The 13,520-nt window shown below is 43.9% G+C and carries 15 protein-coding genes; 5 read left to right on the plus strand and 10 right to left on the minus strand.

What is annotated here, in order from left to right; all coding sequences use genetic code 11:
- Positions 1–12: 12 nt before the first annotated feature.
- The 4 genes from ATB78_RS06800 to ATB78_RS06815 form a co-directional block, all read right to left on the minus strand.
- Complete coding sequence (locus tag ATB78_RS06800; protein WP_032802701.1) at positions 13–336, minus strand: hypothetical protein; 324 nt, start codon at positions 334–336, stop codon at positions 13–15.
- 235 nt (positions 337–571) lie between these two features.
- On the minus strand, positions 572–1,147 hold the full coding sequence (locus ATB78_RS06805) for a nucleoside triphosphate pyrophosphohydrolase family protein (protein WP_061008176.1): 576 nt from the start codon (positions 1,145–1,147) through the stop codon (positions 572–574).
- 108 nt (positions 1,148–1,255) lie between these two features.
- Positions 1,256–1,837, minus strand: a complete 582-nt coding sequence (locus ATB78_RS06810) for a DUF1415 domain-containing protein (protein ID WP_039974541.1) — start codon at positions 1,835–1,837, stop codon at positions 1,256–1,258.
- 82 nt (positions 1,838–1,919) lie between these two features.
- Positions 1,920–3,131 (minus strand): MFS transporter, encoded by a 1,212-nt coding sequence (locus tag ATB78_RS06815; RefSeq protein ID WP_061008177.1) that lies wholly within the window; start codon positions 3,129–3,131, stop codon positions 1,920–1,922.
- 112 nt (positions 3,132–3,243) lie between these two features.
- On the opposite strand from ATB78_RS06815, the gene ATB78_RS06820 reads away from it, so the two are divergent.
- Complete coding sequence (locus ATB78_RS06820) at positions 3,244–4,113, plus strand: LysR family transcriptional regulator (RefSeq protein ID WP_038868612.1); 870 nt, start codon at positions 3,244–3,246, stop codon at positions 4,111–4,113.
- 66 nt (positions 4,114–4,179) lie between these two features.
- On the opposite strand, the gene ATB78_RS06825 is transcribed toward ATB78_RS06820, so the two are convergent.
- The 4 genes from ATB78_RS06825 to ATB78_RS06840 all read right to left on the minus strand — a co-directional run bounded on the left by ATB78_RS06825 (position 4,180) and on the right by ATB78_RS06840 (position 7,943).
- Positions 4,180–5,199 carry an FUSC family protein gene (locus ATB78_RS06825; RefSeq protein ID WP_061008178.1) on the minus strand — a complete coding sequence of 340 codons (1,020 nt, stop codon included), beginning with the start codon at positions 5,197–5,199 and terminating at the stop codon, positions 4,180–4,182.
- Between the two features lie 133 nt (positions 5,200–5,332).
- On the minus strand, positions 5,333–6,334 hold the full coding sequence (locus tag ATB78_RS06830) for a DUF2955 domain-containing protein (RefSeq protein ID WP_049535876.1): 1,002 nt from the start codon (positions 6,332–6,334) through the stop codon (positions 5,333–5,335).
- On the minus strand, positions 6,324–7,430 hold the full coding sequence (locus ATB78_RS06835; RefSeq protein WP_049535877.1) for an HlyD family secretion protein: 1,107 nt from the start codon (positions 7,428–7,430) through the stop codon (positions 6,324–6,326). The genes ATB78_RS06830 and ATB78_RS06835 overlap by 11 nt, the downstream gene beginning before the upstream one ends.
- 285 nt (positions 7,431–7,715) lie before the next feature.
- Positions 7,716–7,943 (minus strand): glutaredoxin family protein, encoded by a 228-nt coding sequence (locus tag ATB78_RS06840; protein ID WP_005439862.1) that lies wholly within the window; start codon positions 7,941–7,943, stop codon positions 7,716–7,718.
- Positions 7,944–8,215: 272 nt separating this feature from the next.
- Between ATB78_RS06840 and ATB78_RS06845 the strand changes: the two genes are divergently transcribed.
- The 4 genes from ATB78_RS06845 to ATB78_RS06860 all read left to right on the plus strand — a co-directional run bounded on the left by ATB78_RS06845 (position 8,216) and on the right by ATB78_RS06860 (position 11,877).
- Positions 8,216–8,686 (plus strand): type II secretion system protein, encoded by a 471-nt coding sequence (locus tag ATB78_RS06845; protein WP_005445513.1) that lies wholly within the window; start codon positions 8,216–8,218, stop codon positions 8,684–8,686.
- 196 nt (positions 8,687–8,882) lie between these two features.
- Positions 8,883–9,398: a M48 family metallopeptidase gene (locus ATB78_RS06850; RefSeq protein ID WP_005528224.1), complete on the plus strand. Its 516-nt coding sequence runs from the start codon at positions 8,883–8,885 to the stop codon at positions 9,396–9,398.
- A complete protein-coding gene (gene rlmF / locus ATB78_RS06855; RefSeq protein WP_061008179.1) occupies positions 9,385–10,560 on the plus strand; it encodes a 23S rRNA (adenine(1618)-N(6))-methyltransferase RlmF in 1,176 nt (391 codons plus the stop codon). The genes ATB78_RS06850 and rlmF overlap by 14 nt, the downstream gene beginning before the upstream one ends.
- 195 nt (positions 10,561–10,755) lie before the next feature.
- Positions 10,756–11,877 carry a GGDEF domain-containing protein gene (locus ATB78_RS06860; RefSeq protein WP_061008180.1) on the plus strand — a complete coding sequence of 374 codons (1,122 nt, stop codon included), beginning with the start codon at positions 10,756–10,758 and terminating at the stop codon, positions 11,875–11,877.
- Between the two features lie 111 nt (positions 11,878–11,988).
- Here the strand turns inward: ATB78_RS06860 and ATB78_RS06865 are convergent, their stop codons facing one another.
- Entirely contained in the window at positions 11,989–12,756 is a 768-nt protein-coding gene (locus tag ATB78_RS06865; protein ID WP_061008181.1) for a hypothetical protein, read from the minus strand.
- A gap of 27 nt (positions 12,757–12,783) precedes the next feature.
- The gene (locus ATB78_RS06870) at positions 12,784–13,458 is read right to left on the minus strand and encodes a GntR family transcriptional regulator (RefSeq protein WP_005439897.1); all 675 of its coding nucleotides are present in this window, start codon (positions 13,456–13,458) and stop codon (positions 12,784–12,786) included.
- Between the last annotated feature and the right edge of the window lie 62 nt (positions 13,459–13,520).

Here is a 13,520-nt window from a genome sequence, read left to right on the forward strand (position 1 = left end):
TTTGTTGCGAGACTAAAACAGAGGCATCTGATGTGAATGGGACTTCTTGATATCTAATGGGTTATCGACTCCCTGAAAGTACTCCACCCAAACTTTATTACTTCTCGGAAACTCTCGTCGGAGGGCTTTCTTAATGTGTTTACGCGTACTGACCAAATCTCCTATCATCGTCTGATTGTGATACCCCGTTTCAACAACTTGGAACTCGCTATCTGCTAGACAGTAAATCAGAAAGCCGCGATCTCTTTTGTAAGTCTTAAACTCTACCGCCTCTTTAGGCTGCAATTCTTTGAGCTGTTTTTCGACTATCGGCAACACCTGAGATATATGAATCATAAGTAATCCACGATATGGTAACTGAGATAAGGTTATCAGAGAGATAGACCTCAGAAATATCAATAAATACTGAACAGATGTTTAGTGGCGTTAAAAGCATGGATTTAGCTTCATTGACCAGAGATTCAATGAAGCTTAACTTTTAAGCAATGAGGCTCTGAGCGGACATAAAAAAGCGCCCACAATATCGAGTATTGTGGGCGCTGAATTTTATCTGTAGTGCCTAATCGACGACTTACTGTGTAAGTGGCTTAAGGTCTGCAGGGCGGTAGTAAACCGACTTTAGAACCTTGCCTTTACGTACCGTTTTGCCTTCAGATACAAAATCTTCTGCGCATTTCGCAATGATGTATTCGCCTTTTTGAACCGCCATCAGCTTGATGCCTTGTTCAGCGTAGAACGCTTCTGTTTCTGCGTATTCTTGCTCGTTGCGACACACTTTGCTCATGTTGCTTGAGTGCACTTCGTCCCAGCAAGGAATAAAGTCGATACCACGGTTCACTGCTACGTTAAGCAGTAGATCGATCAAGTAGCTGATCGCTAGGTTATCTTCAACTTTGCTATCACCAGTGTGCACTAGACGGCCCATTAGAACGTAAACGCTGTCAATGATTGCGTCTGCTTGCTCTGTTTTGCAATCCGCTTCCGCTAGTTCAGTAAGCTCTTCGATCGCAAGAGAAGTGTGTAGCGTATCTGCTTGTGCGTCTAGGCTTGCAACATCCGCCACTGGTAGGTCGAAAGTGCTACGGAACTCGGTGATGTCACGGTATAGGTGATCAAAAATCTCTTGGGTTAGCTTTGACAGTTGCATTCTAATGTCCATTGAATCGATTGAAGTCGCAATCATATCAAACCGAACTTTAATCCCCAAGCGCTCCCATTCTAACTGGTTAGAAATCTGTCTCTTGGGGAGTTAGTTTTAGCGGAATAGGTAAGGGAAGAGCTTCTGACGTTCTTCCTCTGAAAGCGCTGAGACACGTGCAATATTGGTATCTGGAATGGACTCTGGATCAGGGTAGTGCTTAAGTACCTTTTCCATGCTCTCTTCGCGGATCAAATGAAACACTGGGTATGGAGAGCGATTCGTCAGGTTTTCATCATCTTCTGGTTCTGCACCGCCAAAACAGTAATCAGGATGGAAGGTGGCAACTTGGAAAATACCTTCCCAATCTTGCTGTTTGATCAAGCCTTCAACCCAATCAATGAAGAAGTTGTAATCCCAGAAATCTTGCAGCATGTTTGGAACCACAACCAAGGTTGTCTCCAGTTTTTCTGGCTCGGTACTACTGAGTTCGATCAGTTGCAGCAAAATGTCTTCAAGTAGAGCTTCTTCTTGCGAGGCTTCACTTACGAAGATTTTGATTTGTTTATTGCGCTGAGGCTTAGCGGCGAAAGGGCAAAGATTTAACCCGATCACGACATCATTGAGCCATTGATCGACTTGCTCTGTGATCGCATTGATATCGGTGTTTGGTGATTCTTGTGTTGAGCGCGTTGGCATACGACTTTCTTGCTTTTATGAATGTGGCGCAAGCATAGCAGACCAACGCCACAACATAAAATCTATAGGGCTTAACGCTTTGTTAAGCCGTTATGTCTGCGTTATCGCCAGCGTTAATTCGCTCTGTAATGTGTTTTAAGAATGCGATAGCAGCGAACATGGCAATGTACAGTGTGCTACCGCCAATTAGTACACTCGACCAACCGCCGTTTTGCCAGCAATAGAGCAATAGGAATCCACCTAAACTGCCGCCAATATAGTAATGCACGAGATACAATGCGGTCGCCGTCGCTTTTGCTTGTGTTGCGTTTTGTCCAACCCAACCGTAGGCTAGCGTGTGAGTGAAGAACGCACCGAAGCTGATCAATAACAAACCTGCCAACATTGCAGGTATGCTTTCAATTACTGCGATCCACATGCCAGCCATACTGACGATAGAGCCTAAAAACATGCCAAGTATCGGTGAAAAGCGTTTACTCCAATGTCCGGCACAACGGGAAGAAAACGTACCACCCAAATAGCAAACAAAGATGAGAGAAGCTAACCCGACAGGCACATTATGTGGTGCACTAACCAAGCGGAATCCCATTACCGAATAAAGATTAACGAACAAGGCAAAGTTCAAACCGCCAATTAGCATAGCGAACCACACACGTTGATTTTTGAAGTGTCCGATAATAGCTCGATTGTGATGCCTTAAACTGCTCGAAGAAGGGGTGAAGTTTTTCTGTTTTGGCAGCAAGTAATGCACGCTGACCACACCGATAAGGGTGAATAGCATCATGACTTCGATGGCGACGTCGATGCTGAAGTTGTCTGCCAACAATCCTCCGCTGATACGTCCTGCGATTCCTCCCAATGAATTGGCTGCGATATAAGTACCGATCGCCATTGAAAATGCGTGTTTATCTAACTCTTCCGCCATATAAGCAACAGTAACAGCAGCAAAAGCGGCAAGCGCAATACCGATCAAAGCGCGACAAACCACTAAGAACAAAAACGAATCGCCAAGCAGCATTAATGCGGAGATAGCAGGGATCGAGAACAGACCAAACATCATTACGGGTTTGCGCCCAATCGATTCAGAGAGCACAGCCATCGGAACCAAGCTAAAGGAGATAGCCAATGTGGTGGCGGCGAATAGCCAGTTGACCTGCGTTTCCGAGATCTGAAAGTGCACCGCAAAGCTTGGCAGCATCGGCTGAAGGAGATAAAGGTTCGAGAAAACCAAAAACGAGCCGAGCGCCAGAGATAGCGTAATGCGTTTGTATTCCGGAGTGCCGAAACTGACCATGAGTCCTGCCTAATGCGAGCGAGCAAACATAAAGAAACTGTGATCAATCTATCAGTTAGTTGTGGATTGAAAAAATATATTAAAAATATGGTTGGTATATATTTTTGATCTAATGGAATCGAAACAACTCAAACACTTTTTGGCGGTCGCGGAACACGGCAACATTACTCATGCAGCTAAGGCTTTGCACATTGCTCAGCCAGCGTTAAGTATTTCAATTAAGAAGTTCGAACAGTCTCTTGGTGTGACGCTGTTTCGCCGAGAAGAAAAGAAAATCAGCTTAACCAAAGAAGGGGAAACCCTGTTGGTTCATGCTAAGCGAGTAATTCAGCAGTTACACGATGCGCAGTTAGCGATTGATGAACTCAAGGGTTTAGCCAAAGGGGAAGTGCGCCTTGGCACGCCTTCAATGATGGGCAGCTATTTTTTCCCTCGAATTGTTATGGCGTTTAAGAGCCAGTATCCAGATTTAAAGCTGACGCTGGTGGAGGCGGGAACTCAGTCTATTCGTCGAATGTTACTTAATGGTCAGCTCGATATTGGCGTGATCAGCTGTGACGATGTACCAGACGACTTAGAAACTGACCACTTGTTTACTAGCCAAATGGTTGCCGTCGTGGCTCCGGAACATGATTTAGCTCAGCGTAATGCCATCACATTTGATCAGTTTTTCGAGCATGATTTGGTGATGTTCCAACATGGCTACTTCCACCGAGAATTCTTAGACCACGTGAGTGAAGAGCATGGCTTTACGATGAAGTCCTCATTCGAAACCAACTTGCTGCCGCTCATTCTGAGTATCGTTAAACAAGAATTTGCTATTACCGCTCTCCTAGAACTGGTGACACAACATGAACAGGGTGTGGTGGGTATTCCATTTGAACCGAGCGTTAAGCTCGACCTTGCACTCGCGTGGCGAAAACAAGGCTATCTATCCATTGCCGACCGTACTTTTATTGACTTTGTGAAGCGGTATGTTTGATTTGCATCCAATTAAAACCAAACTGTTCAATGGAAAGCCTCCCTTTAATTGGGAGGCTTTTCTTTTTTATGCAGTTATCTCTTTCTCATTAAGTGGTATCAATACCCCAAGAGCCACCATGGCAGCGCCACCGATTACGGTGAACAATACCCGCTGCGAAAAGATCAATTCTGCCATTTCCGGATTAAAAGGACCTACCGATACAGTAAGAATAAGCAGCATGATACAAGCCGTGGCAATGGTGTAGTTGTGTTCGAGATACACAAGGATGCCATAAAGCGAAGCGATGACCAAAACCCACATGGTTATTGTCATTGCCATGTCGGAGTTGAACGAGCCCAATAGCAATCCCACAGGCAAATAAACTAATGCGCCAAGCAAGGTTCCGTTCAAACGTTGCCAAGCTTTCGGTGCTAAATCTTTGCTGAACGGGCTGTGGATCATCATAAATAGGTAAGCACCTAAAACGGCTCCTGTGCCACCCCATATACCTAGCGACAGCACCAAGCCAATCCCTAGCGCTTTGCGGCTGGAGTACTTGAGATCAACGCGACCTATTTTATGTGTAGTGTTCGTCGAGCCGCTCTGGGCGTTGGTGTTTCTCCAAACCAACGTACTAGCAATGATCGCCACAGTGATGCCAAGCACAACCGATACTGAGCGTTGTAGCATGAGTTCTGTGGCTGGGATATCTACCGGCATCATCATCGATAACAACATAAACGTCAGCGGCAGAATGTACTTTGGTACTCCTTGGTGGTGTTTATCGCGCTCTGTTATGACGAGTAAGAAGGCAAACAGCGCGCTAGTAAAAGGTGCATAAGTGATAGGCACCGTGGAAAGTGGTACCGCAACTAATGTCATGACCAAAGGATGAAGGCCACCTAGTAGGGTGTCTTTGGTCGTACTGAATTTGAGATTGTATAGGTAGTGGATGATCCCCACTTCCACCGCCACAAAAGCTTCTCCGACATCATAAAAATACGCACTGATGATAAGCAGCACGATAGAAAGCAAAAACATGCGGTTGCCTAGCACAAGGTAAGGCTTTGGCGGGATGAATTTTTGAGCGAGTGAATCGAGCATGGCGTATTTCCCATCCTTCAGTGAATAACAATATGGAAGGTATGAGATTACTAATTTGATGAAATATTCATTGCCAGTTTGCGACAATAGTGATGAAAGCTTGAGCAGCATAAAGTGCCCAAGCTTAATGCGACTACGCGGTCTTCTTGTCGCGAGATTCGAAGAAATAGGTCACAAATACCATGTAGGCAACGACCAACACTAACTGCCATATCCGAACGTAAAACTTATCGTCTAGCGCACCGCTGCTCATGGAGGTACCCATTAACACCATAAAGCCCGTAAATGCAGTGGCGTAGACTGGGGCTTTGGCGGGCTCGGTGTAAATCTTGGTCCCAAGTAACGTAATAACCACCAACATCACTAGCATGTAGATGTACATATTTGGCACCAGAGAAATGGTAACGAAAGCGGCGAAAGCGAGTAGTCCTCCTAACACATTACTGATAACAAAAAACAATGATGTTTTGCCCGCTTTGTCGCTGGTTGCCATCAGAGAAAGCAGCATGACAAACGCAACGGTGAGTAATATTTGTGACAGTTGGAAATAGAAATAAAAACAAACCAAGGGAAACGACATCATCCAAGCTCGAATCGCAGCATTCCAACGAACTCCTTGAGTTAAAGGGGAGGGAGGGAAGCCAGCAAATTCAGTCGCATCCTCTTCTGGGAAGTAAACATGCGACACCCCGTAAAGCGCTACAGCGACGATACCAGAAAACGCAAAACCGATGCCTACGTCTAACGCTGCTTGCTTGTCGATGATGGTAACCGATGGAATCAAAATCAGGGCAATCATTAAGAAAGTGGCAAACATTACCCATTTCGGGTCGGTAAATAGGTAATAGCTCCACAGCATGCCCAACGACAGTACAGCCAGAAAAGCTATTTTGTACTCTGGCAAGCCACTCGATACCAAAAAGCCAATGACCGCGGTGGAGATCAACGCATAGCCAAGTTGTTTGACATGCAGAATATGAAATTGCGGTTTATCGACGATGAATTTTGCCGTCAAAAGAGGCGTACAAAATGCCAAAGGCCAGGTAAACCATAACGCGATAAAAGTAGCCAAACCTACAGTGACAACATAGCGCAGGATTCGACGTTCTTGTGCTTGAGTCAGACTATCTAACATAAGAGAACACGCTCACTAGATTGATCCAAACCTTACCCAGAAAGTTAAATAGAGCGTTGCTCTCTGTGTAGATCACCACATCTGCTTGTCCACCGATGCGCATGAAGTCAGCGGCATGTTTATCATCGAGCTTAATGGTCACCGGCATACGTTGTGTATCGCGCAGCCAACTATTTTGATTTTTCACGGTGGCTAAGGTGCCTGGCTGATTATTCGCGCCCCATGCAACCCCTAAATCTACTGAAGATACTGTGCCAGAGAAGGTTTGTCCGGGAGCATAATCGAGTGCAATTTCAACTTTATCTCCGGCGTTAATATTGCCCATGCTGTTTTCGCGGAAGAAGGCTTCAAGCCATAAGCCGTCGCTTTCGACAAACGTCATCAAAGGAGAACCTGCTGTGGCATAAGCCCCTTGAGACAAATTAAAATTGGTCACAGCGCCATCAGAAGGTGCTCGCATTGTCGTGCGTGATAAATTCAGTTGCGCTTGTTGCAGTTCTAGTAAAGCCGATTGGATCTGAGCGTTCTCTTCACCTGCCGCTCCCACGTGAGCTTTTGCTTTTTCTAGGTTCGCTTTGGCGTTAACGACATCGGCATTCGCTTTATCAATGGCTGCGCGAGTAGTGTCTGCATCTGATTTTGAAACCACGCCTTTTTCTGCCATGGCTAAAACTCGTTGACCTTGGCGTTTAGCATTTTCTTGTGCCACAAGCGCGGTGGTCAATTGAGCTTGTGCTGACATCACACCTGCCATTTGCGAGCCAACATTCTGTCCTGCGATCTTGAGCTTTGCTTCTGCTTGCTTGACCGCAATCTGGTGATCGGTGGTATTGATTTGCAGTAGCACATCGCCTTTTTTGACTTCGGTATTTGGTTTAATGCTGATGCTGTCAACTTGACCAGAGACTTGAGGGATCAATGAGACGACATTGCCTTCAACACGGACATTATCGGTTGTCGGAATGATGCGATCTGCCACTATCGCTGTACCAATGGACACCATAGTGAGTGCCAATAATGCATTGGTTGTGCGCTTGACCTTATTAACCGGTTGCTGCGTCTGGCTTACTTGGTTTTCTGCTGCTGTCTCTGACATATAAACACTCACTAATGATGAAGAAAGATGGTCAGAGTTCTCCATCGACGCAAGCTAGGCGCGAATTAAACTGAGACCAGTTCGTTTGAGCGTTAAAATACAATGTGTAAGGAAGTAAAAATTGCCATTATGCGACATTCGGAAATTTTGCAGAGTAGTGGTTTGAATAAGAGCGACAGACAAAGAAATAGGGCGGGCAGATAGAAAAAGAGCCTCTCTTTGGAGAAGCTCTTTAGGGTAGAGATAACGTGACTAAGTGATCAAACAAATTGATTAATATGTCACTTAGTTGCTGTACATTTTTTCAAAGTTCTTTGGATTCCAGCCAATCATGACTCGATCGCCAATCTTCAGTACAGGTACAGAACGAGCCCCCAGTGCATCGAGCTCTTTGCGTCCGCGTTGCATTTTTGCATTGCACAAGCGGTAGTTAATATTTTTCGAATCAAGATAACGTTGAGCATCTTTGCAGTGCGGGCATTTGTCTTTGACGTAAAGAACGACACGTTTCATTCAATTTCTCTCCATTATCGTCGGGAGGCGAAGTTTAGCGAGGTTTCGCAACAAAGGAAAGCTTGTGGAACTACACCGCATTACAAATGCCTGCTATCTATCAAAGTAAGAGTAGCCACAACATCGAATTGATTTTAAAAAATAAGGTACGCACGCTGGTATAATTTAATGGTATAAAGTACACTAAAATAATTACAGAACGCTATTCATTTACAAACCAATAAAAAGGAAAGTTAGACAGGCAGGAAGCCGATATAACGACGGAGAAAAACATGAGAAATAAAGGCTTCACTTTAATTGAGATGGTTGTGGTTATTGTACTACTCGGTATTTTGGCGGTTACCGCAGCTCCGAGATTTTTAAATCTTCAAGATGATGCGCGAGATGCAACTCTGGAAGGTTACGCAGGTGCGTTGCTTGCTAGTATTGGGATTATTGCAGGCAAACATAAAATTGAGGGTGAACCCGATACCTTGATTGTTGACGGTACAGAACTGTCATTCTTTACCACAGAAGATGGCAACACTCAGTCGTTTGAATACCCAACAGCGACAGATGTCGAGCAATGTATGGATATCTGGAACACTGCGGTTAATGGCATTAGAGCGAAAGGGGCTGATGCCAAAAAAGGTGAATTGAAGACGACTTTTGATCGTAATGAAGCCACTTGCTCTTATGCAGATTTACAACACGGCGCTGTGACATATAAATCCGGTACAGGGGATGTCCGCGTAGATAGCTAATAGCGACCTTCTAGGTTGGGTAGGGGCTTGAGGTGCTCCTATCCAGCAAATAACTCCTTTTTAAACTCTCCTCAATATGACTGCAAAAGCTGCGTAGGTACTGTGAACAATCAGATTGGTTATAACCTAAGATGAAACTCTTGCTCATCTCAGGTATATTTAGCGCCTTTCTTTTGTCATAGCAGACTTAATACGCATGCATCCGTCACTTCGATATATTCAAGGTTATCCGCAGAACATTGTCGAGCAAGTCAGTTCACTCGTCGACAGTGGTAAACTGGTACCTTGGTTCGAAAAACGCTACCCAGATAGACACCAAATCAAAAGCGAAAAGGCACTCTACGAATACGCAATAGCGATCAAAAATCGCTACATGAAGAAAGCCGCGCCAATTAGCAAAGTGGTCTACGATAAGAAAATTCACGCTGTAAACAATGCGCTTGGTTTGCATAGCGTGATAAGTCGTAACCATGGTGGCAAGCTGAAATCGAAAAATGAGATTCGCATTGCGAACGTGTTTAAAGATGCACCTGAAGCGTTACTACGCATGCTGGTGGTACATGAGCTGGCACACACGCGTGAGAAAAACCACGACAAAGCCTTTTACCAACTGTGCTGTTATATGGAACCTGAGTATCATCAACTCGAATTTGATGCTCGTCTGTTTATGATTTACCTCGATTTAAAAGCGAATTCGAATGAAGACCAATAATCACAACGCGAAACAAGCTCAGCCAAAAACGGCGAAGTCTAAGCCGAGCAGAGAAGTCACCAAGATCAAACCAAAGCGTGTGAAAAATAAACCAACAGCAAAAGCTGCGAGTGCGGCAAAAAGCACTGGTCTGAAAACTAACGCCGCGAACAAAAGCAGCGATGTGGAAGTGATCAAAACTGCCAAAAATGGATTGCATGAACGTAATGCACATCGAGGTCGCTACGATTTCAAAAAGCTAATCACAGCAGAGCCTCAGCTCAAATCATTTGTGATAAAGAATCCGAAAGGGGAAGACTCAATCAACTTCTCTGATCCAAAAGCCGTCAAGGTGCTCAATAAAGCATTGCTGGCGGCGCATTATGATATTGAATACTGGGATATTCCTGATACTTACTTATGTCCGCCCATTCCTGGGCGTGCGGATTACGTTCATCGCGTAGCAGAGTTGCTTGATAGTGAAGTAAAAGGCAAATATGCACACCATAAGGTGCGAGCACTTGATGTGGGTGTAGGGGCAAACTGTATTTACCCAATCGTAGGTGTGACTCAATATGGATGGCATTACACTGGTAGCGATGTTGACGCAACATCGATTGAATCAGCACGAGCAATCACAGAGCGTAATGCCTCGTTAAACGGTAAGATCGAACTGGTACAACAAACCAGCGAGTCCAATATTTACCGTGGTATTATCCAACCAAACGATCGCTACGATATTACGACTTGTAACCCACCATTCCACCGTTCAGCTGAAGAAGCCGCGATGGGCAGTCAGCGTAAGCTAGATAATTTAAAAGCGAATCAGCGTAAGAAGGGTGTGAAGGTTCAAGCCAATCAAGCGAAAACGCCTCAAGTAAAAGCCAATAAACCCGCGCTTAACTTTGGTGGGCAAAATGCTGAGCTATGGTGTGAAGGTGGTGAAGCTGCTTTCATCCGTAAGATGGCGAACGAAAGCCAAGCATTCAGTGCACAAGTGCTCTGGTTTACCACGTTAATCTCAAAGAAAGACAATGTTCGTCCGATGCGCAAACAACTTGAAAAGTTGGGTGTAAAAGCGATCCGAATCGTGGAAATGAGCCAAGGACAAAAAGTCAGCCGTTTTATCGCTTGGTCCTACATGGACAAATCGCAGCGTAAAGCGTGGATTGAATTAAAGTAGCTATCCAGCAAAGCTGTTCAAATAATTAAAAAATAGCACCACTTTGTTGGTGCTATTTTTTAACAAGAAATTCATTAATTTAATAATTATAACAAGTTTATTTTCTCTTTATGTCAAATTATATGGTAGGGCTATCAAGTTAAAATAACATGGGGTACTATCCAGTAAAGAAATAATATTTATATATGCCCAGCGATGTCCGATAACGAACTGATCATCTTCCCTTGGAATCACAATTTTGAGACAGGGATGAAAAAGATTGATGAACAACATTACCATCTATTTTTATTGGTGAATAAATTAGCTAATACGTTGATTTATGATGACCAGATTGAAGTAGACGGCGTATTTAGTGAGTTAAAAGACTATGCTCAATATCACTTTTCATATGAAGAAAGTGTATGGAATGAATACTTTTCTGATGATATTTGGAATGATGAGCATAAGAAGAGCCATGCCTCTTTTGTTGATGAAGTCATAAAAATCCAAGCGGAGTCGAAAGATCTCAACTGGCAAGAATCTATTGAGCACATCCTACAGTTCTTAGTGCGTTGGCTCGTGTTCCATATTATTGGCGACGATAAAAAAATGAGCGTGGCAGTAAGAGAGTTAGAGTCGAGTGACTCTTTAGAGACGGCGAAAGTGAATGCTATCGACACTTTGCAAGGTATCAATGGCTTGGTCGCCGATACTGTACTTAAAATGTATTTTGAGGTATCAAGTCAATCTATTGAATTAGTGAGAGAAAAGCATCGTCGCTTTGTTGCTGAGAAAGAATTGAGATGTCTCAATAAAAAGCTGCAAGAACTCGCTATTACTGATGAATTATCGGGTCTGTACAATCGCCGATACTTCAATATCATGACGCCAGATATTCTTAATAAAGCACAAGACACTAACCAACTCGTCAGCTTTGTATCCATTGATTTAGATTACTTTAAACAACTAAATGATCAGTTTGGTCATCTAAAAGGGGATGAAGCGATCACCAAAGTAGGCGCATTGTTGTCTGCTCACTTTAATGACCTCGATGACATCGTGTTTAGAATTGGTGGAGAAGAGTTTCTAGTTGTGATTGTAGGGTCTGAACATAAAACCTCAATCAACCGCGCAGAGGCGTTTAGAAAAGCCACAGCCGAGCTTTCTATTATTTGTGAAACCAGTGCTCAAAGTCACATATTAACCAGTTCAATTGGTGTGTTCACTCAGTGTCCAGAACCGAATTTGGATATTCGTTATTACTTAGATAAAGCAGACCAGTGCTTATATAAAGCAAAACTCAATGGTCGAAATATTGTCATCGCAGACGAGATATAAACGATATTAGTTGCGGTGAATTAAAAGTAGCTAGTTGTCGGTTTTAAATTCGATAATTAATATTAAATTGAAAATCAATATAAAATTGATTGAACTTCAATAATAATCATATTAGTTTTTTTTATTGGTGAGTTGCGCGACATATTTTAATAGGTCGCCGTCAATGTCAGGCAGTCCGTCAGAGAAGAAAATTTGTGCTCCTGGAGTACAACGCATTAATACGTTGGTGAGTTCACCATCATCATTAGAAGTATTGATCGCATTTAGCTTAACCAGCTTGTTGTAAACTTCTTCTTCTAGTTGTTGGCGCTGTGCGTTGGTCAAACGAATACGACCGACACAAATCCCCGGATTTACCTCGTGAGACAAGGATTCTTTTTGGAAGCGTTCACGAAATAATGAGTCGAGTTCAGAGCCTTCTTCCATCAAAAAGCGTCGCCCAGAACGGTAGAACAACCCATCACCAAAATCTTCAACATAACCTAGCATTTCCGCGATGCGCAGATAAAAACGCAGACTGGTTTCTGATAGCTGATAGGTTTTTGCAATATCCTTCGGAGCAAGGTTACGAGACGTCACCATATAGATAAAGTCGAGAAGGTAGGGGTGTTCAAGAAATAACGCGCTTTGCTCTTCTGTCAGCATTTGTTCGTTCTCATGCTGAAGCTGATTGGCGAGGTTGGCTAGCTCAATAAGATCGGTGTTTAAATAGTTGAGATAGACAAGGATTTTATCCAAGCCCAAAGAAGGATTATGCAGGTGGCGCTTGATGCTCGACAACGGAATACCGCTTTTCTCTGACAAAGAGCTGTAGCACAGCCCCTCATCTTTGATCTTTTGTCGCAGCGCCGCTAATAGAAATCTAGGTCCGACATTCATTTCTTAACACCACCTTAACTGCTGAGCTTATTTTGATGTGTTCTGTTGTTCCAACAACAAGTTACGAATAGCGGTGCCAGCTTCCAAAATGTGTTTTTTCAGCAAATACTTAGCGCCGTCCACATCGCGATTTTGACACATTTCGAACAAGGTCAAATGCTCTTGCTCTGCCTTTTGAATGCCCGTCGTGAACAGCAGTTGCATGCGAATGTAGCGGTCGCACTTAGTGTTGAGGCTGTAAATCACATCCATGGTTTCTGGCATATTTGCGGGTGCATACAAAGCTTTATGGAATTCGTAGTTGTAGTTGCTCCATTCTTCTACCTCATCGCCGCTGTTGACTACCGCTTCAAAACGCTCGCGGACTTCACGTGCACGTTCGAGATCTTCGTCAGTCATGTTCTGAATCGCACGCTCTAAAATGTGGCACTCCACTACGGCGCGAAGTTCGAACAACTCGTCGATTTTATCTGGAGAGAGCTCGGTTACCGTTGCCCCTTTATGAGGCTCAAAGCTCACTAATCCTTGTGCTTCCAATTGCACTAACGCTTCACGAACGGGAATGCGGCTAACATTAAACTCTTTTGCCAACGCGTCCTGACGTAAAGGTTGACCAGTTTTTAACTCGCCCTTAAGGATCTGAGTTCGAATCGCTTCCTCAACCAGTTGAGTGCGGGTCTTAAAAACAGGTTTCTGTGACATTGAAGTCTCCCGTCAAAAATAAATATTGTATCCAATTTCTTTAGTTTATTGTTTTTCTGGAT

The organism is Vibrio sp. CUB2, assembly GCF_001557945.1.
Lineage (GTDB): Bacteria > Pseudomonadota > Gammaproteobacteria > Enterobacterales > Vibrionaceae > Vibrio > Vibrio owensii.